Source organism: Agrobacterium sp. O3.4, from assembly GCF_041414895.1.
Lineage (GTDB): Bacteria > Pseudomonadota > Alphaproteobacteria > Rhizobiales > Rhizobiaceae > Agrobacterium > Agrobacterium cucumeris.
In genome coordinates this window covers 87,727-109,275 of the sequence record NZ_JALPZP010000009.1, presented here as the reverse complement: position 1 = coordinate 109,275, position 21,549 = coordinate 87,727, and the positions used below count along the sequence as shown (strand labels likewise).

At 56.2% G+C, this 21,549-nt stretch carries 21 protein-coding genes and 1 pseudogene; 5 read left to right on the top strand and 17 right to left on the bottom strand.

The features are described 5' to 3' along the window. Positions 1–267 precede the first annotated feature (267 nt). From M0412_RS25005 to M0412_RS24965, 9 genes are all read right to left on the bottom strand, one after another. Positions 268–567: a hypothetical protein gene (locus M0412_RS25005; protein WP_077768112.1), complete on the bottom strand. Its 300-nt coding sequence runs from the start codon at positions 565–567 to the stop codon at positions 268–270. Positions 568–623: 56 nt separating this feature from the next. Further along, positions 624–1,892 (bottom strand): YiiX/YebB-like N1pC/P60 family cysteine hydrolase, encoded by a 1,269-nt coding sequence (locus M0412_RS25000; protein ID WP_012476023.1) that lies wholly within the window; start codon positions 1,890–1,892, stop codon positions 624–626. A 35-nt stretch (positions 1,893–1,927) separates the two neighbouring features. Continuing rightward, positions 1,928–2,455 (bottom strand): RES family NAD+ phosphorylase, encoded by a 528-nt coding sequence (locus M0412_RS24995; protein WP_077768113.1) that lies wholly within the window; start codon positions 2,453–2,455, stop codon positions 1,928–1,930. After that, complete coding sequence (locus tag M0412_RS24990; protein WP_010900332.1) at positions 2,452–2,841, bottom strand: hypothetical protein; 390 nt, start codon at positions 2,839–2,841, stop codon at positions 2,452–2,454. Before M0412_RS24990 ends, M0412_RS24995 begins: the two co-directional genes overlap by 4 nt. A gap of 136 nt (positions 2,842–2,977) precedes the next feature. Beyond that, positions 2,978–3,439, bottom strand: coding sequence for a hypothetical protein (locus tag M0412_RS24985; protein ID WP_142843417.1), 462 nt, complete (start codon positions 3,437–3,439; stop codon positions 2,978–2,980). 144 nt (positions 3,440–3,583) lie between these two features. Next, positions 3,584–3,958 (bottom strand): hypothetical protein, encoded by a 375-nt coding sequence (locus M0412_RS24980; RefSeq protein ID WP_142843416.1) that lies wholly within the window; start codon positions 3,956–3,958, stop codon positions 3,584–3,586. A gap of 42 nt (positions 3,959–4,000) precedes the next feature. Next, positions 4,001–5,233, bottom strand: a complete 1,233-nt coding sequence (locus M0412_RS24975) for a hypothetical protein (RefSeq protein ID WP_077768115.1) — start codon at positions 5,231–5,233, stop codon at positions 4,001–4,003. A 53-nt stretch (positions 5,234–5,286) separates the two neighbouring features. After that, positions 5,287–7,545 (bottom strand): S8 family peptidase, encoded by a 2,259-nt coding sequence (locus M0412_RS24970; protein WP_202048396.1) that lies wholly within the window; start codon positions 7,543–7,545, stop codon positions 5,287–5,289. A 1-nt stretch (position 7,546) separates the two neighbouring features. Further along, the gene (locus M0412_RS24965) at positions 7,547–8,671 is read right to left on the bottom strand and encodes an ATP-binding protein (RefSeq protein ID WP_010900329.1); all 1,125 of its coding nucleotides are present in this window, start codon (positions 8,669–8,671) and stop codon (positions 7,547–7,549) included. Positions 8,672–8,787: 116 nt separating this feature from the next. Between M0412_RS24965 and M0412_RS24960 the strand changes: the two genes are divergently transcribed. Genes M0412_RS24960 through M0412_RS24950 form a run of 3 tightly spaced genes read left to right on the top strand, consistent with a single transcriptional unit; the run spans position 8,788 to position 9,599 of the window. Next, positions 8,788–9,012 carry a DUF2188 domain-containing protein gene (locus tag M0412_RS24960; RefSeq protein WP_077768116.1) on the top strand — a complete coding sequence of 75 codons (225 nt, stop codon included), beginning with the start codon at positions 8,788–8,790 and terminating at the stop codon, positions 9,010–9,012. Between the two features lie 51 nt (positions 9,013–9,063). Beyond that, positions 9,064–9,324 (top strand): hypothetical protein, encoded by a 261-nt coding sequence (locus M0412_RS24955; protein WP_162854303.1) that lies wholly within the window; start codon positions 9,064–9,066, stop codon positions 9,322–9,324. 17 nt (positions 9,325–9,341) lie between these two features. Further along, entirely contained in the window at positions 9,342–9,599 is a 258-nt protein-coding gene (locus tag M0412_RS24950) for a hypothetical protein (protein WP_077768118.1), read from the top strand. A 118-nt stretch (positions 9,600–9,717) separates the two neighbouring features. Here M0412_RS24950 and M0412_RS24945 read toward each other — a convergent pair whose 3' ends face one another. Together M0412_RS24945 and M0412_RS24940 are read right to left on the bottom strand one after the other, a co-directional pair. Then, positions 9,718–10,413 (bottom strand): SMC-Scp complex subunit ScpB, encoded by a 696-nt coding sequence (locus M0412_RS24945; RefSeq protein WP_077768119.1) that lies wholly within the window; start codon positions 10,411–10,413, stop codon positions 9,718–9,720. 2 nt (positions 10,414–10,415) lie between these two features. Then, positions 10,416–11,369, bottom strand: coding sequence for a DUF1403 family protein (locus M0412_RS24940; RefSeq protein WP_012476016.1), 954 nt, complete (start codon positions 11,367–11,369; stop codon positions 10,416–10,418). Between the two features lie 125 nt (positions 11,370–11,494). Here M0412_RS24940 and M0412_RS24935 point away from each other — a divergent pair, with 125 nt between their 5' ends. Together M0412_RS24935 and M0412_RS24930 are read left to right on the top strand one after the other, a co-directional pair. Next, the gene (locus M0412_RS24935) at positions 11,495–12,646 is read left to right on the top strand and encodes a site-specific integrase (RefSeq protein ID WP_012476015.1); all 1,152 of its coding nucleotides are present in this window, start codon (positions 11,495–11,497) and stop codon (positions 12,644–12,646) included. A 101-nt stretch (positions 12,647–12,747) separates the two neighbouring features. After that, positions 12,748–13,734, top strand: a pseudogene (locus M0412_RS24930) (tyrosine-type recombinase/integrase). A 198-nt stretch (positions 13,735–13,932) separates the two neighbouring features. Here M0412_RS24930 and M0412_RS24925 read toward each other — a convergent pair. The 6 genes from M0412_RS24925 to repA all read right to left on the bottom strand — a co-directional run bounded on the left by M0412_RS24925 (position 13,933) and on the right by repA (position 21,264). Beyond that, the gene (locus tag M0412_RS24925; RefSeq protein ID WP_077768120.1) at positions 13,933–14,571 is read right to left on the bottom strand and encodes a Shedu anti-phage system protein SduA domain-containing protein; all 639 of its coding nucleotides are present in this window, start codon (positions 14,569–14,571) and stop codon (positions 13,933–13,935) included. A gap of 1,012 nt (positions 14,572–15,583) precedes the next feature. Next, positions 15,584–16,174 carry a hypothetical protein gene (locus M0412_RS24920; protein WP_012476012.1) on the bottom strand — a complete coding sequence of 197 codons (591 nt, stop codon included), beginning with the start codon at positions 16,172–16,174 and terminating at the stop codon, positions 15,584–15,586. A 120-nt stretch (positions 16,175–16,294) separates the two neighbouring features. Next, complete coding sequence (locus M0412_RS24915) at positions 16,295–16,510, bottom strand: hypothetical protein (protein ID WP_116979320.1); 216 nt, start codon at positions 16,508–16,510, stop codon at positions 16,295–16,297. A 1,066-nt stretch (positions 16,511–17,576) separates the two neighbouring features. Beyond that, on the bottom strand, positions 17,577–18,788 hold the full coding sequence (gene repC / locus M0412_RS24910; protein ID WP_012476011.1) for a plasmid replication protein RepC: 1,212 nt from the start codon (positions 18,786–18,788) through the stop codon (positions 17,577–17,579). Positions 18,789–18,954: 166 nt separating this feature from the next. Beyond that, positions 18,955–19,962 carry a plasmid partitioning protein RepB gene (repB, locus tag M0412_RS24905; RefSeq protein ID WP_012476010.1) on the bottom strand — a complete coding sequence of 336 codons (1,008 nt, stop codon included), beginning with the start codon at positions 19,960–19,962 and terminating at the stop codon, positions 18,955–18,957. 93 nt (positions 19,963–20,055) lie between these two features. After that, on the bottom strand, positions 20,056–21,264 hold the full coding sequence (gene repA / locus M0412_RS24900; protein ID WP_234888145.1) for a plasmid partitioning protein RepA: 1,209 nt from the start codon (positions 21,262–21,264) through the stop codon (positions 20,056–20,058). Between the last annotated feature and the right edge of the window lie 285 nt (positions 21,265–21,549).

Here is a 21,549-nt window from a genome sequence, read left to right as displayed (position 1 = left end):
ATTGGCAATCTTACTGGACACGGCGCCATATCACGGCAATCGGCTTCTTCAAGTGCATTGCAGAAAAACGAATGCGCTGTTGACGGATCTGCTCATGAACACGGCAGGCGGGATTAAGGATCACAAACGCGCCACCTTCTCAACGATGCTAGTTAAAAGGCTCCGCATGTACGGCCACGATCGCGCGAGCTAGCCTTCATCAACACAGCCGGCGAGTCGGCGCATATATCCCGCTATTTTTCTTCGGCTATAGCCGGTCGATAGGTCTTAGGCTAACGTCGAATCAGCGGCAAGGTCCGCAAAACGTGACATCGCGCCCTCGATATCATCCCACGCAAGGGCATCTTTCCGATGTTTCACCTGCACATAGATACGGATGCCATCGAGTTGGATTTCTACATCTTCGTCGCTTTCGACAGCGATCTCCCGCGCAGCGATGGTTGCGGCTGACAACAAACATTGAACTGCATAGAGGTGCTGGAATAAGTAGCCGCGATGCACGGCTTCGATCCGACGCAGTTGCGCTGGGTCCAGAACACTGTTTCCTGAACGGCCTAACTCACCCAAAGCAGCGCATCCTCTTTTATCACAGCCTTCGTTTGCGGTCCCATTCTCTTTCCAAGTCAATGCAGGAACGGCATCAGGATGTTGCCCATACCGCGCCGTATCTCGATGCAGTCGCTGCACAGGCGCAGGGAGGGTACGCCCGGCATCGTCTGAGCGCCATTCGCAAGACGGTAGGACATGGCTGGCCGGTCGCCGCATGACGAGCAGACTTCCGAACTTCCTTCCGCCGTGACGACCATGCGCGACAACGCGGCCAGCTTCGGTTCGACGCGATCAACGACCGAATACCAATAGGCGCTGTGCGGCTCGATCTGCTCCAACTGTTTCTTCAGGTCGTCAGGATAGTGCTTCAACAGCCACGCACACGCGACCTCCCTGCGGATCTGATCGTTAAGCACAAGAGTTTCGTACAGGTCCACCAACAGCCGGAGGGATTGACCGCCGTGCTGGGTCTCTAGCATCTGCAACTGTATGAGGTTAATGGAAAACCGCACGCCTCCGCTGTAAGCCTCGCTCACTGTACCTATGCAGTATTCACGTATGTCGGCCATCTGCTCGGGCGCGGACATCGTTGCGATTAGGCTCTGGTCGTAGCGCCAAGGGTGAGCCGCTATTTCACCGCGCCACAGATCAAGGTAGCCGCTCTCGCGCAGAACCTCTGCAATCTCCGGATCAGCCTCAGGGCGAACCACGAGTAAAGCATGGAGTTCGTTTAGGCTCTCCAAGTCCGGAACGAACGTACGAGCGACGTCAAGAATGGCTTTGTGGGCCTGATGTGTATCTCGGATCGGGTTACGATTGGTTTCGAGCCAACGCCATTCTTCCTCGGACACGGCTTCGGTCTCTATCGGGATTTCCACCAGCAAGCGACTACGTCGTAAATCCTCCGGCGAGCAATAGTCTGCGTCCGGCACAAGATTGATGCCCGCGTTTCTGTAGACGCGGGCCACTAAACGAGAGCAATATTGCCGCTTCGATCTCGGCTTTCGGACAGCAGCGACCGACCGCATGGCCTCCGGCACAGAATAACGCGCACCGATCTCGGCCCGCGCGAAATCGATTACATTTGAAAGTACCTCGCGGGGGAGAGCTTCCTTCAGGCGGAAATGGAAAACCTGCTCGTCATCCTCGAACAACTCCCGCTGCAGGTTGCGCGCCTGTACCCCGTCCGCGGTGGAATCGATAAACGAACCATGCTGCACGCAGATCATCGCGTGTGAAACGATGCCCCCCGTGCTGAAGCGGATCGATTTGCTTATCTTTCCCGGTCGAGCTGTGAGGAGAATATCTCCAGGCTGAACACTTTTGATACTAATGCGCTTCATTCCCCTCCCCCGAAGCCGGCCGGCATCTATTGCTGCTAGTGCGGCCAGGACAATTGATCGCGCGGCAAACGATTGTCTGGATCGTGAACATGCACGTCATCATCTGGGATGAGATTGGCAGAAAAAATTACAAGATTAGTTCCGCCAGCGTGCCTTAGTGACGGAAAGAGCAGCCCCCGAAGGCCGGATGAAATGACTTTGTCTGCCAACTTCCAGGAGGGAGGGACCTTTTTGTCGATGCGAGCGATTTTTCGCCATGCACAATCCCATTGAGACCAAGCTGCATCCCAAAGAAGCGGATCGAAACCTTGCGACAGATCGGCTACTTCGCTGAGCGTGATCTTGTACGCTGCAAGCGTCGCCGGCGGTGTGATGCTCGCGCCCTGTCGATATTCTTCGAGCGCGGTTTGGGGGGCCTCGGAAAGATAGAGAGCCTCGACGCCGGGTCGATTGAAGCGACCGCCGTCAATAGCGGCCCCGGCGCCGCTGGTTGGAAGAAACGCCCATTTAGGTGTTAGATACCGATGAAAGACTGCGTTCGGGCCGATGCGGGTAATCTTCACCCGCGCGCTCCATTCTCCAGGTCCCGAATATAGGCAAGAACAGCCTCTATCTCACCATCGGCAACAAGCTCCGCGGCCGTGCGATGGCCATAATCGGCAATCGGTTCATTTCGATACCAGTAGATTGCCTTCGCAAGATCACCAGTCAGCTCGGCGGCCGCAGAGATCGCCTTGATCATTTCCCGCATCCTGCCCTGCAAGCGTTCGGAGGAGGGATTGCGCAGGGTATTGCGATGGACACCGGTCAATTCTGCAAGGTTTGCGACTTTGACGCCGAGCGCCTTTGACAAGCGAGACGGCGAAATATAGGGCGTCCGCGGTTCCTGAAGGCTATCAACAAAGCCGGAAACAACTGTGTATGAATGTACTGTCTGAGCCTGCGCCATGCCTAATCTCCGCTCAATCTTATGCACAATATATGCACATTTTGATGCACATCAAGGTTGGCTAGTAAAAAATCACGCCTGCTGCGTTCTTGAACGACATTCCACGTTCACGCCTCTGCCTATCAAGCGCCTGCGTCTACTCTTCATCGATGAGCGTTTTAGTAGTAGCCGGTATAGTCAGCACCAAGATCGAAAGCGCTGGCCAGTTCCTCGAGCACGACGAGAACGATGGAAAGCAGCATTTCGTACGCTCCGGGCTATCGAAGCCGTCGGTACTGCTCTTCCCACCATGAAAGAGGTTGTTACGGACGGTCTGGCAATAGCCGATAACCTGCCCAAGCTCACAAGTACTGGCGGGAAAACCCACAGCTCTAAACGCCAGCATTCCATCGTCGCCAATGATCTGCTTTTTCGGGTTAGCCGCGATCAACGCCACAGCGGCTTCGCTGCTTTTATAATCTCCTTCCCAGCGCTCTCGAAATTGTCTCCACCCAGCCTCCGCGGGCTGACCTGGCTCTGTTTTCTTTAGGTAACCGTTGGCCTTGAGCGCATATTCGAAACGCGCAAAAAAATAGAGAAAGTCAAAGGCGAGAGACACTAGGTCCTCCCCAACCTCGTCTCTTCGCATAATGCCCACCGTTCCTAGGAGATCCGTAATGCATGAAAGCCTGATACATTCAATGCGTCAGCATCGGGAGTAGCGACCTCCAAAACTATCAGGACAACGGCGGTCGCGCACCTGTCACCGAAGGAAAATTCCATCGATATAGATGTTGCGAGAAATCTTCTTCCGACCTGGATACATTCGCACGCCGCCGCGAGGATGAGCTCGAAGGAAGTCCGCAACATCGTCCAAGGTATTAAGGGGTAAGGGATCCACGTTTGATCCGAAATGATGACAGGCGTAGTAGCCGTCGGAGCCGCGTTCGACACGTCCGATGACCAGGCCGCCGACAATTCGCTCAACTCTCGTGACTGGCATCGTTACAGCTCCCCAAGGGCCGATCAACATAATCGCGAAATCGGTCTCCAGTTCCGAAGCAAGATGATAATCGAGATATTCTGTTACATCCGCGTTCGTAGAACATTTTACACCCCAGGCTGCGACTGAAATCAATATCTCACATTATCGCCGTGAAGGCGGCCGTCATTGATACATTTAGGCCATAATGAAACGCCGCAGCTTTCGGCGAAGAAGCGGTAGTGTCATTTGCTCATCAAATCGAATCTCGACAAGTTGGACGGCATTTTGTTCACAGAGACTTCTCTTTAAGGCGTCGCGTTCCATGTTACGTTTTAGCGCCACTTCTCCTCCAAATGCAGTAATGGCTCTGTAGTGCTGCTCACCATGGTGTTCCAGAGCAAGGCCGATGGCGGGCAGATACACGTCAAATCGTTGGCGCCCCAGCCATGGGGGCGACGCCTCCCTCAGGATAACTTGGTCGGGAAATAGCTTTTTCACCAGACTGTACATTTCTGCCTCCCTCATCCATCGGCGAACACCAAGAGTGTACTGGACTTCGGAACGCGCAGTGGACTTGTCCATTCCAGACATCAACATCAGCTGATCGATATACGGCGTGATAAATTCCCCAATATCATCACCGTAGAAGCTGGCAGCAGCCTCCGGTCCCGAGCGACGGGCGATACACAGGTGGCATATTTCGTCGATGTAGGTCGCATCCGACAACAATCGAACAACCTGATGGGTCCATGCGCCTGAATGAGATGCAATCCTTATAGCCTCTGACATCATCTTTTCATGAGCTAGGCGAGCGCATGAACAGAAACAACGCTTCCCGGTAACTAAATGATCGAATGCAACAAACTCAAAGCCCTCGATCCCAAACTCATAGCCTTGCGTACGCGGACCAGGTCGAGGGTTCGCGACCAGCGGCTGCTCAAGGCAAATCGCCTCCATCATTTTCTTGGTTTCAAGAAACGTGCTGGGCGGAATCGTCACGTGGTTCAAACGCAGGATGTGATTGGTTTGCGTTTTTAGCTGCTTCGACCAAAGTCGGTGTGTGATCAGCCCTGCAGGGCCACAATTTATGGGACTTAGGTGCAAACCCTGTGTGTCAATCTCAACGCCGTCAACCATGTTCTCTCTGGTTGTGGAAAAGGCCAGTTCGGCATACCAGGTGTCGTACCCGATGTCCGCAAGCCGCGCTAAGGATGCACAGCGCTCCTTGAAATACATCGAGTGAAGCTTCACCGAGGGGATCTTCCGGAGCGCCAAAGCTGTTTGCTGCCGAAGATTTTCGACGAGAATTTGTGTGAGCAGTTGTTCAACGGCATCCACCGGCCTCGTGCCCACGGTAGCGACCCTGGGTGCCAACGCTTCGGCAAATTCCTTCTCGGAAAAACCGATGGAAATGCGGCTACGCCTCACGCATCTGCCTCGCTTGCAAGGGCCCAATCGCAAATCCGGAGGACACCGACCAGCTAGATCTCATTCGAGACCTCGATGTCTTGGTTCAAGACGGCGCTTTCAACGAAGTTTCCGAGCGCACGAGCTGTTGAATCATAAATCGACTTCTCTCCGTCCGCGCTTGAAAGGGTGAGCACGAACGCAACTTCTTGCGCGCCCGCTTGGCTGTGATGCGTCCACCCAAATTGGTAGAGGTCACGCATGAACACGCGGGCGTAAAGCCGCAGGTATGGTCCGGAAAAGCCAAGTCCGCTCCCTTTTGAAAAGTCTCTGCAGTGCCGTCTGATAGGCTGCCATTTGCGAAGTTCATCGCGAGCGTCGTTTTCCGGAAGCGTCGACTCTTTCATTGAGCCAAGTAGCGACGGCCACCTATCCGCTCCCGACTGATACGCCAGAGATGTCTCCAAGCGGGAAGCGAAGTAGTTAGCGCCGCCAAACGGCGACACGAGAGGCCGCAAAACAGCGGTCAAGCTGGCGCGTCCGAACAATTTTCCGTCACGCACCAGCTCGGGAGGGATGGGAATATCGTTCCAGTAGTATGCGGTTCCTGGCTCGAGTTGTGCCCGCCACGCAAGCGTGACACTGCCGGGCGCGCAGGTCCAAGGGAGGTGCCCTTGATACGGGGTTCCCCAACCGAGGTTGGGATCGTGCTCACTTCGCTCGGCTGAATTGATGAGGAGAGCCTTAACCAGATCCGGCGTTGGTTCCCGTAAGCTATCGAAGGTGTGGGCTGCCAAAGACGATACCAACGGCGTTGCGTAACTGCTTCCCGTATCCACGACCCCACCCAGCATCCTGAGATTCGAAAACCACGACAGGTCCGGTTTCATCATCCCGTCAGGACCGGGACCTGGCAGGCATGCGGGGCAACTGTCACCCGGCGTACCGTCAGCAAGCGCCTGACGGCCCCCCACGACAATCGCCGCCTCGCAATCTGCTGGGGGATTAGGTCTTGAATTGTTATCTGGGGTGACATTTCCGACAGAGATGACGGGGAGGAAGCCCGCCGATCTCGCGAGAAGGCTGATTTCATGGCCGAGAACGCTGACCTCGGTGGGATCCAAACCGGCGCCGTCCTGATTGGCAGAGATGTTCCAGACGCGCGCTTCTGGATAAAGACGCGCAACCTCCGCCAGATAGTCGACCAACTCCCGCTCATCAAAGCGCCGATTGGCGTTCCGATGGGGGACGGCCTGAACAGTTCCGATACGGCAGTTTAGTTGAGGCAGCGAGCGATTTTTGTTCCAGGCGTGCCCATGGATAACGAGGGAGCTAACGCTATTTCCGTGAGGCTTGTCGGCTTGGGCGTTCGTGACGAAAGGTGTCGCCCTGAAAGCTTCAGCTGCGGTGTAGCTTCGCGCATGCAGACCGCCATCGACGACGGCAACGATTGGAGCATTCTCATCGATTACTGGTGCAGGAGGCTCCGCTCCTTCGCCAGGTGCTGCCACTCTGATCGGCCGCACAGGATCAATGCGATAAGAAGCGCCTGACGCAATGAGCTGTCTCAACCCTTCTTTATTCGGAATTCGAACTGCAGCGCGTCCGACGCCGGTGTTTCGATAATCTCGCATTGCCCTTGCAATGCTGGATTGTCGTGGTGTCGTGAGAGAACGCGGTTCTTCCGATTCCTCAGATGTTCCGAGCGTGAGCCGCACGCTGGTAAATGTCGGCATGACCAGCCTCTCATTGGCAAAGCGCTGGATACGCTCGAGGACTTCGGCCTTGGCATCTCGATCGCGGAACGGCGCAAGCCAAACAACGAACAAGCGTCCGTCATCATCTTCCGGTGCGGAATTCCAGAGCTCATTGAACGATCGACCGCGCAGACGACTTTTCGCATCAAATTGTCCGAGAGACGAAACACGGGATATGTCGGCTTGCACCGCATAGCCGATTGGATGTTCGATTGCGCGAAGGAGGCGAGGCAATTCTTTGACTTCAGCCTCGATCAAATAGCCGCCAGGAAGAGGAGCAACTAGCCTGCATCCATGACGCTGCGAGAACAAGTCATCGGGGGTGTGCGTTGGAGCAAGGGAATCCTCACTGAACATCCGAACGACTAGGTGCGTCAAACCCGAGTATGTGGGCAACTCTGTACGGTGTTCATAAATGTCGCGTGTTTCGCTCGCGAGCACGTCCTGCTGCCGGCCGAGCCGCTCCTTGACGATGCTGTCGATGCCTTTGCCACGCCCCGTCGGACTCCGCAGCGCCGGATCCATCTGAAGGCTCAGAACGGGATAGAGAAGAGGTTGGTCTCTAGGCTCCACCATACTACACCTCCCCTTCCTGTTGCTTCAGGTAAGCGTAAATGGCTTGCCGCGACACTCCGAGAATGCGGGCGGTATCCGCGCCCCCAATGGCGTACTTCTCCTTGAGGGCTATTGCAACCTGGCGTTTCTGCTCCGCATCCAATGGCTGCCGCTGTACAGGGACAGTACGGCCTGACCGCGGCTCCAGCAGAGCCACAACGACGGCTCCAAAATCAATATCACGCGACTCATGAACGGCATGACGCCGCGCCGACAGACTCATCGTTTCGATATCGGCCCCCGACAACCCTTCGGACACGACGGCGAATAGCTCGGCGCGCCTCTCCTCATCTTTGTCCTCGAAGAGAAAATGGCGCCAAAGGTCAGCGCGAACGCTTTCATCCGGAAGACCGAGTTCAATTTTATAAGGAAACCGCCTCCATATTGCAGGATCAAGAAGATGCGCATGATTGGTTGCAGCAACCACGATCGAGCTCGGGTCTAGCCCGTCCAACGCTTGAATGACGGTATTGACAACGCGTTTGAGCTCGCCCAACTCGTGACGATCGTCACGCAGCTTTGCGACTGCATCCATCTCATCGAGAAAAAGAACGGCGTTTCGCGCCGGCACGAAATCAAACACCGAGCGGATATTTTTGGCGGTGTCCCCGAGCAAAGAGGAGATGACCGAGTCGAGCCGGACGACATATAGCGGACGAGACAGTTGCGCAGCGATATGGCCGGCAAGGAGAGACTTGCCTGTTCCTGGCGGGCCAGAGAGCAGAAGCCCAAGACGTGAGGCCAATCCTTTGGCGCTCAAGTCATCAATGCGCCGAGCATCCGCGATGAAATCGCTGAACACATGCCACCCGCCTTCGTTGAGAAAAATAGGCGTATCGGGCCAGGTCTGCTCCTCGACAAGCGGCAAGCGGGATTTCGAGTCCACGGGCAGCGATTCCACGTAGCCAGACGCCTTCAAAGGCACCCCCCTCTTGCGCACCAGGGCCTTCAGCTCCTTGGCAATGGAAGTCTCACCATTCTTGTCGAGATCTCGCGCAAGCGCATTCGCAGCTCTGCGTACGCGCGTGTAGTCAGCGGAAAGTGCCGCGTCGGCCAACTCCAGCACATTTTTCATCTCAATGGTCATGATCACTCCATGCGTAAAAATTCGTCATCCATTCGTAAACCACAATAGCCATATTGACAATTAAATTTTCCTTAATGTAAACTCTTACGGCACTCAAGAAAAAAGATTCTGATGCAATGACAAGGAAGAATCAGCATGTGGTTCCCCATAACGGCGAATGGGCCGTGCGGGGCGCTGGAAATCAGCGAGTGACCTCCACCCATGGAACGCAGGCCGACGCGGCTGCCGCTGCTCGCAAAATTGCGATCAACCAGCAGAGCGAAGTCGTCATCCACCGTCCCAACGGACAAATCCGGGACAAGGATTCCTACGGTCGCGACCCGTTCCCGCCGCGTGGCTAAAACCTGAGGCCGCCTGGAGTGAGGCGGCCTCTTCATCAAAGGAGAGAAGAAATGCAGTTTGAAGGCGCATTAGTTCGCGAGCAGGGCGTCACCTTCGCCATAGTCATCGTCAAGCCGCACGTTTTGAACAGCGGCCATCAGGCCGACGACGTTGCATATAGCTTCCAGCCAGCATTCCCGGGCGTGCCGATTGTTCTCATGGCACAAAACAGCAGGGGCGTACCGACATATCGTGGCCGACGTGATCTTGTTAATTTTCTGTCGCGGGTGCCAATGCAGGCGATACCCTGGAAGCGCTACACCCTGAACTGATCGGGAAGACTAGATAGATGCTAAAGACAGATACCCGCCAAGCGAATTGGCGGCGTGCTAATCCTGCAAAATATGAGGCTCACCTCTTGGTGCAGCGTGCCGTGAAGGCGGGCGAGCTGAGAAAGAACACGTGTGAGGTCTGTGGTGATGAAGACGTCGATGCTCATCACGATCAATACGACGAGCCATTGAACGTCCGATGGCTATGCCGTCGCCATCACACCAGGCTTCACCACTACGGCGGGGACCTGTTTCCCATTCGGACTTCGCCTTAGAAGGTCTCTCGGACGGACCATTGGAAGACAGCACGGTTGTCCAAGACGAAATTCTGCAGTTTGCTCCCGTCACAGCGCCTTCGTCCGGGTCGCAAATGCAGAAGTACGCTGCCCTCATTCATTCAATGAACATTGCCTCCCCTTCAGTTGGATCGAAGGCGACATCATCTTGAACGGCACGTCTGCTCAGCAAGCCGGCGTCCTCGAGCGCTTCGATATTGGGAAGGTCACGCAACGTCTCCATACCAAAGACCGAAAGAAAGTGTGAGGTCGTTATGTAAGTATAGGGCGCGCCTGGCGTCGGACTGCGTGGCCCGGAGCCGATAAAACCCGCCCCGCGCAGATTACCAACGACGTCACGGCTGACCTCCTTCCCAAAGATCTTTGACAGCTCGCCGCGGGTAATCGGCTGTAAATATCCCACCGCCATCAGCACCATCGCCTCGAACTCGGAGAGTGCCGCCGCCCCTCCCCTTGTCGGGGCCGAAGACGCGCGAATCGTCTCGGCAAACCGCGGCCGGGTGCGATGCTGCCAGCCGCCGGCGACCGACACCAGCTCGTAAGGCCGATCCCGCAACTCCTCGACGAGATCGTCGATCAACAGATCAATGCTACAATCCTTTCCCACCACACGCGCCAGCGTCTCGCGGCTGACCGGCTCAGCCGAGGCAAAGATCACCGCCTCAATCCGCAGCATCCATTCCCGCCAACGAAGTTCTTGCGGTAAGTCCTCGAGCTCGCGATCATACAGGACATCTTGCTGTCGGTCTTTTGCCCGACGCAGTGTGGTTTTTGTCGCGCTCGCTCCCCTCATCATCATAATCCAAAGATGCGGAAGGAGGAGCGGCCGGACAGCTCGCGCACCGCTTCAAAACTCTCGAGCCGATCGAACAGCCGGTTCGCTGCCCAGCGCGACAGCTCGCTTCCTGGGACCGACGCCAGAATAGCGTCGTCGGACAGCAAACGCCGGATCACCGGCTCGGCGCCCCTGGTACGGAGCTTTGGTGCCACAGCCAGCAACCGCGCTGCCCTTCGATCGATCTCCACGGCAGATCGCAGCGCCGCCGCCACACCATCCATCAAAGCCAGGCAGATCGCCCTCGGATAAGCCGCTTCGCCAGACCGGACGCGACCACGGCCGCCGATGGTGCGGAACGCCTCGCCAAACCGCTCGGGGATTAGCAGCGGTACGGGTTTCGGCCAGTTCAGCATTAGCGCCAGAACGATCTCGGCGAGCCCAAGCGACAGCACCTCGGTGTCCGGGCGAATGGTCGTAATCGCCGATACAAGCTCGGCAACTGCGAGGGGTGCCGCGCGCCCGGACTGGATCGCCGTATCGACAAAATCCGGGACGGAGACAAGAGCATCCTCCCAGCCAATCCCCAGCAGCGCGCAGAGCTCCTTAACGAATGGCGTGGCAATCGTCCCGGATTGGCGCGTCAGCATTCGTATGGCAAGAAACAGCTTTCCGGCCGGCCCGGGATCGTTGCCGGGCGCGGTGAGCAAAATCGCGTCGCGAATGGCGGTTTCCTCTTCATTGCGGCCAAGCATTCTGGCGGCGACGGCAGCTGATTTGAGAGCAAGGCGATCGCGCCAGCAGCCGAGCCACGGCGGATCGGCGCGGATCAGATCATCGAGCGATTTCAGGGCGATACCGGCGGCGAAGGCGGCGTCGGATTCAGTGATGTCGCGACCACGCGGCAGTGCCCATCCCGGCATGCGGGGCGACCAGGCGGGGGCGGTTGGAGCGGAGGGGTCGAACGAATCCATGCGACGGAGTGTAGATTAGGTGAGCGGTTTAGTCCAGCATTATCCGCCTAAACCGCACCGCTTGTCGCGGATATATAACGTCCGATAATCTTGCATTATCGGACGTTTTGCTCTTTATATAAAGAATGGCCCATATCATCGAGCAAAACGACGAAAATCACGCCACAGAGACCTCCTCTCCGTCTGAGAGCACGACCGCTCGCGACGCTATTGCCGCGCCGCAGATGGCGGTCGGCATCTCGACGGCCAGCGCTGGCCTCCCCTCCCCTCTTCCGGAGGCGCGGACCTTGCCGGCGCACCTCGAGCAGCTCGCCGAACGCGCCCGTACCTATGTCGAGGCGGCGAGCGCCGCCAACACCCGCAAGGCCTACGCCTCCGACTGGAAGCACTTTTCCGCTTGGTGCCGCCGCCAGGGTCTCGCGCCCCTACCGCCCGATCCGCACACCGTCGGCCTGTACATTACGGCGCTCGCGTCCGGCACTGCTGCGGCCGATCGCAAGCCCAGCTCCGTCACGACGATCGAGCGCCGCCTTTCGGCGCTGACCTGGAGCTACGCCCAGCGCGGCACGCCGCTCGACCGCAAGGACCGTCATATCGCCACCGTAATGGCTGGCATTTGCAACACGCACGCCGCCCCGCCGCGGCAGAAGGAAGCCCTCCTGCCCGAAGACCTGATCGGCATGCTGGAAACGCTCGACAGGGGAACCCTGCGCGGCCTGCGCGATCGCGCCATGCTGCTGATCGGCTTTGCCGGCGGTCTGCGCCGTTCCGAGATCGTTGGGCTCGATATCGGCCGCGACCAGAGCGAGGACGCGCGCGGCTGGATCGAGATCCTCGAGAAGGGCCTGCTCGTCACCCTGCGCGGCAAGACCGGATGGCGGGAGGTGGAAGTCGGCCGCGGCTCGTCCGATGCGACCTGTCCGGTTCTCGCTATCGAAACCTGGATCAAGTTCGCCCGGATTGCCAAGGGTCCGCTGTTCCGCCGCGTCCGCGGCCAGGGCAAGGATGTCGGACCGGACCGGCTGAACGATCGCGAGGTCGCCCGTCTCGTCAAAAAGGCGGCACTGGCCGCCGGCGTCAGGGGCGACCTCAACGAGGCCGAACGCGCGGCAAAATTCTCCGGTCACTCGCTGCGCGCCGGTCTGGCCTCCTCCGCGGAGGTCGACGAGCGCTATGTCCAGAAGCAGCTCGGCCATGCCAGTGCGGAAATGACGCGGAAATACCAGCGCCGGCGTGACCGCTTTCGCGTCAATCTCACCAAAGCCACAGGGCTTTGAGGCCCCTCCCCTGCTCACTATGAACTCGTTGGGGCAAATTGCGTGTCGGATTTTTAGCTTTCCGCTTCAATTGAAATTGTTAGCTAAAAGCCACACAGCGCATGGGCGACAATACGCTCCGGGCGCTGACCTCCGATCTCGCCTATTTCGAAGCCTGGGGTCTGGCGGCCTCCGGAAAATCTCTACCCTGGCCGGCGCCCGAAGCGCTGCTCCTGAAATTCGTCACCCATCACCTGTGGGATCCGGAGAAACGTACTGCCGATTCAGATCACGGCATCCCGGCAGACGTGGCCGAAAACCTCCGGCACCAGGGATTCCTCAAGTCCGCCGGCCCACATGCGCCGGCGACCGTGCTCCGTCGGCTGGCGAACTGGTCGACACTGACCAGATGGCGCGGGCTTACCGACGCCTTCGGCTCCCCTGCCCTCGAATCCGCCGTTCGTCTGGATGTGCGCGCCGTCCTGCGGCAACGCCGCCGCAAAAGCGCAAAGGCGGTCACCGGCGACGTGCTGGCCAAGCTGTTGGTGACGTGCGCGACCGAAAGCCCGCGTGATCTCCGCGACCGGGCGATCCTGATGGTCGCCTTTGCCTCCGGCGGCCGCCGGCGCAGCGAGATCGCAGGCCTTCGCCTGGAACAACTGACCGTGGAAGCTCCGATCGAGACCGAAGGCGGCACTCCCCTCCCCTCTCTCGCCATTCATCTTGGCCGTACCAAAACGACGTCAGGCGAGGAGGACGAGTCGTCTATCTCACCGGCCGGCCTGTCGAGGCGTTGAATGCCTGGCTGGCGGCGGGGGAAGATCGACAAGGGCAGCGTGTTTCGGGGGGGGGGGCGGGCGCTGGGGGACAATTTCGCGGCGGGCGCTCGATCCGCAGTCGGTCAACGCCGTTATCAAGCAGAGGGTGGAGATGGCCGGGTTGGAGAGCGGGGAGTTTTCGGCCCATGGGTTGCGGTCAGGTATCTGGCCGAGGCGGCGAACCGAGGCATTCCCCTACCCGAGGCGATGGAGCAGTCACGTCATCGCTCGATTCAACAGGCATCCAGCAATGCCACCAGACGGTGTGGACGCGCGGCGCGCTTGTTATGAGTCTGTCAGGACCTTGGTTCGCGCAAATTCAGTTGGGGATGGAAGTCTATCTCAAACGGCACTACTCAGGAGAAGCAGCCTAACTTAGCTCGGGCTTGTGAGCACTTCTGTAATTTAGATGATGACCGTTTTCATTGTTACGCCGGGGCCGTTGTAAGATCGCGGGCTTGGCGCCTTCAGCCGGATCTCGCAAACGTTTCAGGTTACCTCTGACGGCTGGCTTGCCAGAAGAAGACGACGACGGATTGAGGCTAGTATTCCGTCAAAGGTGAAGCACGACATCCGATAACCACCAAAGGCAACATTGTTAGCACGCCAGCGAAGTCGATCAAGATCATCTGGCACGAGATCCGCATCACGCCCTACAATCAGAAGCAGGTGAATTGTCGGGCTATTCGTACCGAAAATCCGTCTGAATGCGGAAGAGTTTTTTTCTTCCGACAGCCGCCACGCCCAATCAACCAACTGCGACGAGCCGTGCTCAAATCGGTTGGACCAGTGTTTCATTGATTTTCCGGCTTCGAGCTTTGTAAAGATGCTGTATTCTCGCGCGTCCTCGACCTCGATCAATGTGAATGCATTCGCCTCAGTATCGCCAGAAGCCGCGTCGCACACGAAATCGCCAAACAAGTCGAGTTCGCTTGCCCAGCAGTTGGGTAGTTCGACAGCATTGTTTCCGTAGCCAATAGCAGCGCAGAGATGCGGGCGCTCTTTAAAAAATGGCGCTATCTGATCCCGTTCCTTGAGATGGCTCTCGGATTTAAGGAGCTCGTCAAGTTCGTCCAGGTTTTGTCGTAAGATCGAAGTATCAAGATTTAAGGAAACAAAGGATTTCATACAGAGTGGGCCTGTGCCAACCTCTCAACTCTCCGCAATCCATCGAGCTGGCTACGCCTAACGACGTCCTCAATTTTTAGATTTTCGCCCTCGAAGCGAACGAGGACTCGCAACTCGGCTCCCACCCTAAGGGAAAAGAGATCTTTCGTCCCGAGCAATAGCTTTGTTTGCTCCAGAGCTGAGGATCGTCCGCCGCGCGACAGACGTTCAACAGCGTTGACCACCTTTGCTTTCTCTTCCGATGCGAGTTGGTCGAGGTATGACCGCGCTGTAAATGTCCACACTATCTGCATCGAAGCTGATCGCCTTTCGTTCCAACTATATAGTAGTACGATCCCCCCCACCTTTCAACGTGTTCCGACCTTGGCTGCAGTGAATGGCCTATCGACAGCAGCAGGACATTCGATAGAATGTTCGGGCCGTCCACCGGGGACCTCATCGAGCGTTACAACGGCTAAGTCGTGTCCAGGGCTCGCCACGTCGTCATTGCTTACGAGCACAGTGGCCAAGACCAAGTCAAGGCGATCGTGTCGACAGAGCGGTCGCAGCGTAGGAAAGATGGCCGGGGAGGCGCCCGAATGGACGACAACATAATGGGAGTCTTGTGTCGTTTTGCATTTAATCGCAAGACTCCGCATGCGATAATTTCAACAAGATAGCGTGGCACTTAAATTGAGATTGAGCAGTTAATTTTGAGATTCAGGCTTCGATTGGCACTTAAGGTGAGATTCGTCGCCATGGAAAAGATGAATGCCGTCGGCCAATCGTCCTCAGAAAATGCTAAACCGTCACAAACGGTTATTGCCAAATCGGAAGGTGCCAGACGCCGAAAATCGCACCGAAAATCTCAAATTAAATGCCACCACCTGCCGGAACGGCCGCGTTCTTACGATTAAATGCCAAACGACACCATCAACCACCGAATTTACGAGATTCCCGCCTTAGACGCCTGCTACTGCGGGTTCAGCGGTCGCCGACCGATGCGCATACTCGTTCGTGCTAGTAATCAAACTTAGCGACTTTGACCAAATCGCCGAAGCATGAACTTCAGCCTTTCGTTCTCCTTCCGGAGCTTCACGACCATGAGGCTTCTCAGATGGCGGTTTTCAGCCTCGAGAGCGGCGAGCTCTTCATCCAAGCCGCACAGCAGCGGGGGATCGCGGCGAAGATTGAGAATTGGTGCACTTGCGGGGCTCGCTGACGGCGTCTTCTTACTCCGTGCTTTCGCTCCAGACTTCGGAGTCCATCCTGAACCCGGGCTACGCTGCTGATGCACCGAGCGCGTGGGGTCGGACGCATCGTCTTCCACAGCTTCAGACTCGATGGAAAACTCTTTCGACGACGACGTTGCGGCAGGACTATCCGGAGGGACTTCGCCGTCAATCGGAACATCCGAGTAGTCTACCACCTCGAACTTCACCGCGACAACGTCCTCCTGAACTGATGCTGCTTGAGGCAGATCAAGCTTTGGCATCACATCGTCAGCCTCTACCGCGCGGGCAACAGCCTGCAAATCCAGATCGCCCCAGATTGAGGTTCGGCGAAGTGTCTGGCGCCTGTTCGTCTTATATTCGACGATGAAATTGGATCGTGGTGTTCGCATGTTCCTAAGAAATGGAATGAGTGAGGGCGCAGAATGATCAGGATGCACGGGAATTTTTGAAACCGGCCAATCCCGAGGATTGCACGTCAAGGTGATCGAGGGATGGACACCGAAAGACCGCTAACTCATACCATGTCTCTTGCGCAGATCAGCGTTTTCGGCGCGCAGCTTCTCTGAGAGCAGCTTTCTGAGGCGCCGATTTTCTTCCTCGAGCTGGATGAATTCGGCGAGTTCGTCATCCACCGAAAGAGATGCTGCGGAAACGGGTGGCGCCGGTTGAGCCAAAGCCTTCTTCCACTGATAATGAGTCTGATCCGAAATACCAGCGCTTTTCACGGCATCTTCAAGGTTGCGCCGCCAGCGACCGTAGCTTCAATCTGACCAATCTTTTCCAGCTTTTCCTCCCCGGTAAGGCCGCGGACCTTCTGCTTCGCCAGTTTCGACGCATTCGCACGAATTTTTTCAGCCTTCGTGTTATTTCCTTTTTGAAGTCTTTTTCGGAGCAGCGGGCTCAGCTTCTGCCGCTACGGCGCCATCCTGGGTCTGGATTTCTTGGTCAGCAATTATTCATCCTCTGTACATCGCTGCTTTGTTTGCCAGCGCGATCCAAGAGTCAATTGTTCTTGCCACCTGTACGGACTAATTCCATGAATCAGATGGCACGACCCGTGATAATACAATCGATCTGAACACATAGTCGTCGGGCTTCTCCAATCTAGAAACCAGTTCTCATGTGTTCGAATCCTGTAGTGCCCGGGTTCGGTGGTTTTGCTAGCCAACACGACGCTGCTGGACATGAGAACGCATCAAAGCCATCAATATTGGTCTAAGCGAGAACTCGCCACTCCGTCAGCCATCTTCCGAGTGATCGAAGGATCGACTTGAAGAGGTTCTATTTCATTCGCTGCGAGGTCCGATCGGGATATCGACGCAGCGGAGCGTCTTTCTCTCTAGGTACTAGCCGCCACAGCACAAGTTGAGCGCGTACCGATCTCCGTGCGAACGAAACCAGGCATCAAAGCTGCGCAAGCAAAAGGCCCACCGCCTGGCAACACCGGTCTCCGGGAAAAACGCCATAAGGTACTGGCTGGGATGGCTGCATGCAGAAGGCTGCTTTCGGCGATCGCATCCAAGCTTCGCCAACATATGACTCCCCACTGTGCAACGCATCCAAATATGTGGTCGCGGAGCGTCCGCATGGATATAAGGTCTCGCATTCGCTCACGCACCTGAACGGGCCGCCATTCTGAATGGATCTGCGAAGTAAAATCGCACCTTAGAATGCTATTATTGCAACCAAGTAGCAAAAACAACAATTTAGCTTGTGGTCAGCTGACAACAAAACAAAGCGGCGGTTCAAAGGGCACTAATGTTTTTCAAGGGATATAATTTGGAACCGCGATTAAGCCCGCCTTTGTTCGCCGCCATTGGCCCGCAGCAACGCCATCAACATTGGTCCGAGAGAAAACTCGCCGCGTTTCGCCCTCGACGTCAAATCGCGAAGATATCCACCGGCCGATGTGATGTGCCCCGCCCGCTCCAGGATTGCAGCCATCATTGCGGCCGCGTTTTCAGCCCCTATTACTTCGCAGGCGTCCTGGTAGGCCGACGGGCTTACCCCCAGCATTGATCGCACGACCACGGCGGCCATCATAAGGTCCCGCCAGCTGCCGATTGCTCCGCCCGGACCATACATGGAAATCTCCGGGCATGCCCGAAGGACCATACCAAGCGGGAATGATTTTATCGATTCGGCTCTTAGTTCAACGTTTTTACTCTGCTTCGCGCCCTGCTCGTTTTCAGAGCAAGGTTCAAGTTCATTGCTGGATTCGGTATTTGAATTCTGTATGTGCTGACGGAATCCGTCATCATTGGCGTCGGATTTTCCAAGATTGACGTGCCGTTCCAATAGATTGACTACTTCTTCCTTCAGCATCTCGACTTCGTCGAGAATTCCGATTAATTCGTCCGCCCCTTTTGCCCGCCGCAGCCGTGCCATGGCTTCAACATAAAGCTCCTCGACCTTGGCCCAATCCCCGGGAACGTGATCTTCCATTGCCGCAGAGATCAATTTCCGGACATCCCGTCGGGCAATTGTGATGCGCTCTTTGACGATTTTGAGCTTGCGATTACCCTCTGCGACCTGCTGGGCCATAACCGCAAGTTCTTCTGATCGGGCCAGAAGCGGCGCAAGACTGAAGCCAAAGGCTGTCTCGATGGACCCATCTGAGCTCTTGCGCGCATAGCGTTTCCCGTTCGGGCTATCATTCCGTTGGATGAGACCTGCATCGACCAAGAGGGCCAAGTTCTCGCGTAGCGTCGTGCCGGCGATACCGTTTGCCCGTGCCGCGAGTTGGGCATTGGACGGAAACACGATAAGATTCGCTTCCTCCTTGAGTTCAGCCTCAGGGTAGAATGATAGAAGCGCGTTGAGCACTGCAAGTGCCCGATCGCGCAAACCCAACAATGATCGCGCGTCACAAGCATCGCGATAGATCTTCCACTTGTCGGCCGATTTACCCTGCCTGATGTCGGCGGATTTGAACTGTGCCGCCACTAAGGCAAGCGTCATCGGCCGCCGCCCAAACGGCGTCGTCACATTTCCACTCTGCATGTCTTTCACCCTTCAATAGGCAAAAGAAATCTGCTCACCAAAAACGGTGCCAAAGACTCTTGACTGCGATTCATGGAAATGCGATTCTCAGGCTGCTTAGACCATTGAGAGAGGCTTCCACGACGGCGACGTTTGGGGGCCTTTCTTTTGCTGTTCCTATCCTTATTTATCCTTCAGATGACGGATTTTCCTTTCTGAAGTTCGCGTAGAGCGCAGGAAGCTGCTCCATAACAAACTTTGCAAAAGTCTCGTCTCTATCTCGGTTCATTTCGATTTTGCACTGCTTGCCGCCGATGGCGAGCGTCGCGATTTGAAGCCCGTCAGCAGATTTTGCGACCAAGCGGGTGGGGGCTACAGACGGCGCCGTCACATCATCTATCTTGGACGCTCTTAGGACGACCAGGAAACGATTGTCAGAATCCCTATGTGAGAAGGATTTGTCCTGGGTGGCTTTGCGGGCCTTCTTCTCTGCGCCCGGGACTTTCAAAAGTTCTGCGAGCTCCTGCCACCTCGGTCGACCGATCTTCGGCGCACGGCCAATGGAATCAATCAACCACTGCGGAACTGCCCGAGCAACTGTTACCAGCTTTTGAGCTTCGTGTCGGTCAACAGACAAAGCCATTTGTATTAGCGACCGTTGAAAACCACCCTCGTCCAGTTTGAGTGCAAACGCCGCCCGTTCGATGAAAGTCAGGTCTTCACGAGCGGAATTCTCAATGCCCTGCGCGACGACAAGACGATCGTCATCCAGTTCGCGGACATAGGCTTTGACTTTCAAGCCGAGTTCGGCAGTCGCACGTAGTCTGCGGTGGCCGTAGGCAACCTGATATCGTCCGATCTCAGCTGGATGCGGTCGAACAAGGATCGGAATTTCTTGTCCATGATCTTTGATCGAAGTCTTAAGGACCTCCAAGACAGCCATGTCTTGGTCCTCAAACCGGTCCGCGAAGGGCGAGGGGTCGACCAATTCTGGGTCTATTTCGACTGGAACAGCTCCGTCAGCAACTTGCTGCTTGAGCTCTTCGTAATGTCTTTCCACCTCTGAGAACGTGTCTTTCAACGACCGGACCGCACCCGAGGCAACTCGCTGCACAGGCTGCTGTGCGTCATTAGAAGCGGTCTGATCGTTGCCCCCGGCAAACATTGAGCGAATGGATTGTGTACGTTTGCTCATCGTTCCGACCCTATCCAAACAACAGTTCTAGTAAGACCGTGTAGTCAGCTGACAACACACTAAGGTTTTGATTTATCAGCGATTGAGCCGCCATCATCGACCCCAGACCTTGTTTATCTGGTCGATAATTTCCAGATTCACGGCATTGATGGATTCCATTGCTCGATCATACGTCGTCCGTCCTACCGCGCCGCGCGAGAGTTCATAGAGCGACTGCTTGGTAAGACCGGCATTGGCGATTGCCGTCGACTTCCATGCGGATGCCGCCATGACGTCGATTCCGAAGACGTCACGAAGCAGCGCCACGATTTCCTGCTCGGGGACGTCGCGCGGATCATGCCTCGTAATAAGAAACCGTAGAAAGTCGTAGTCGAGCCGTCCGCCGGCTTCTTCAATTACCGACACGAGATCGGACGTCATCAAGAGGAACTGGCTCATGGATGCGACATCGACCATTTGGGGATGGACAGTCACAATCATGCCACTCGCTGCGTTAAGGGCGCCCATGGTCAAAAAGCCCAGTTGTGGGGGGCAATCGACGACAACGACGTCGAAGTCCTGTTCGACCTGATTGATTGCGCCTGCGACACGTCTGAAAAATAGATCCTCCGGACGCCCTCGATTCTGCAGCATGAATCGAGGGGTCTGATGTTCAAACTCCATCAGTTCGAGATTACCCGGGACAATGCTTATCCCGGTAAAGTAGGTGCGCCGGATAACGTCCTTCATCGTCACCCTCTGGTCGTCGTAGCGGATCGCACCATAAAGGGTCGTGTTTTCGGCAACGTCGAACTCTGGCTGATAACCGAACATTGCGGAGAGGGAAGCCTGAGGATCAAGATCAACCGCCAAGACACGGTAGCCCTGCAACGCAAGTCCTTGTGCGAGATAAACAGCAGTTGTTGTCTTCGCGGAGCCGCCTTTGAAATTTGCGACCGTGATCACCTGAAGTTTTTCGCCACTGCGCCGACGTGGCCAAAATCTACTTGCTTCCTTAGGTCGAGCTCCGGCAAGATACTCACGGAGTTGATTGATTTGCTCCAAAGTGTAAGAGCGGCGACCGGCGCTTCCCAAATCTGGCGAAGGGCCGAGTCCATCGAGCGAAAGCTGGCGAAGATAGCCGTCTGACACGCCGACAATTTCGGCGACCTCGCCGGAAGTGAAAGATCGAAGCGACTTTTGTGCGGTAGGGGGAAACGCGCGCTCACCAACCGCCCTGAGTCTCGCAGACAACGCTTCCGCGCGCTGGGTGATGTGTGCGGAAGTTGATGCTCGATTAATGTGCCGGTCGATCACGTTCACTTGGGCCTCAGGTTTCAGACGGTTTATTAGCGTCAGACGCGTTATTGCCGTCTCAAGATAACGCATGATTCTGGCAATGCCGCAAGGGAAATAGCGTTAACAGAAGGTTAACGACCGCAGATCCACCTAACACACAAAATCCGGATTTATTATCTAATACAACCTGTTAGCATACCAGACCGTCAGCTATGTTCATGATTTGTCTTACTGTGAATCCTACAATCGTAACCCAAAGGAGACGACACGGAATCCGCATTGTCGTCCAGCTAAAGCAGACTCACCACC

Bases quoted from the DNA above. Each gene is read 5' to 3' on its own strand.
- M0412_RS25000 (WP_012476023.1), bottom strand. From the start codon at position 1,892: ATGAAGCGCATTAGTATCAAAAGTGTTCAGCCTGGAGATATTCTCCTC.
- M0412_RS24990 (WP_010900332.1), bottom strand. From the start codon at position 2,841: ATGGCGCAGGCTCAGACAGTACATTCATACACAGTTGTTTCCGGCTTT.
- M0412_RS24970 (WP_202048396.1), bottom strand. From the start codon at position 7,545: ATGGTGGAGCCTAGAGACCAACCTCTTCTCTATCCCGTTCTGAGCCTT.
- M0412_RS24965 (WP_010900329.1), bottom strand. From the start codon at position 8,671: ATGACCATTGAGATGAAAAATGTGCTGGAGTTGGCCGACGCGGCACTT.
- M0412_RS24960 (WP_077768116.1), top strand. From the start codon at position 8,788: ATGACAAGGAAGAATCAGCATGTGGTTCCCCATAACGGCGAATGGGCC.
- M0412_RS24955 (WP_162854303.1), top strand. From the start codon at position 9,064: ATGCAGTTTGAAGGCGCATTAGTTCGCGAGCAGGGCGTCACCTTCGCC.
- M0412_RS24950 (WP_077768118.1), top strand. From the start codon at position 9,342: ATGCTAAAGACAGATACCCGCCAAGCGAATTGGCGGCGTGCTAATCCT.
- M0412_RS24945 (WP_077768119.1), bottom strand. From the start codon at position 10,413: ATGAGGGGAGCGAGCGCGACAAAAACCACACTGCGTCGGGCAAAAGAC.
- M0412_RS24940 (WP_012476016.1), bottom strand. From the start codon at position 11,369: ATGGATTCGTTCGACCCCTCCGCTCCAACCGCCCCCGCCTGGTCGCCC.
- M0412_RS24935 (WP_012476015.1), top strand. From the start codon at position 11,495: ATGGCCCATATCATCGAGCAAAACGACGAAAATCACGCCACAGAGACC.
- M0412_RS24925 (WP_077768120.1), bottom strand. From the start codon at position 14,571: ATGAAATCCTTTGTTTCCTTAAATCTTGATACTTCGATCTTACGACAA.
- M0412_RS24920 (WP_012476012.1), bottom strand. From the start codon at position 16,174: ATGCGAACACCACGATCCAATTTCATCGTCGAATATAAGACGAACAGG.
- repC (WP_012476011.1), bottom strand. From the start codon at position 18,788: ATGCAGAGTGGAAATGTGACGACGCCGTTTGGGCGGCGGCCGATGACG.
- repB (WP_012476010.1), bottom strand. From the start codon at position 19,962: ATGAGCAAACGTACACAATCCATTCGCTCAATGTTTGCCGGGGGCAAC.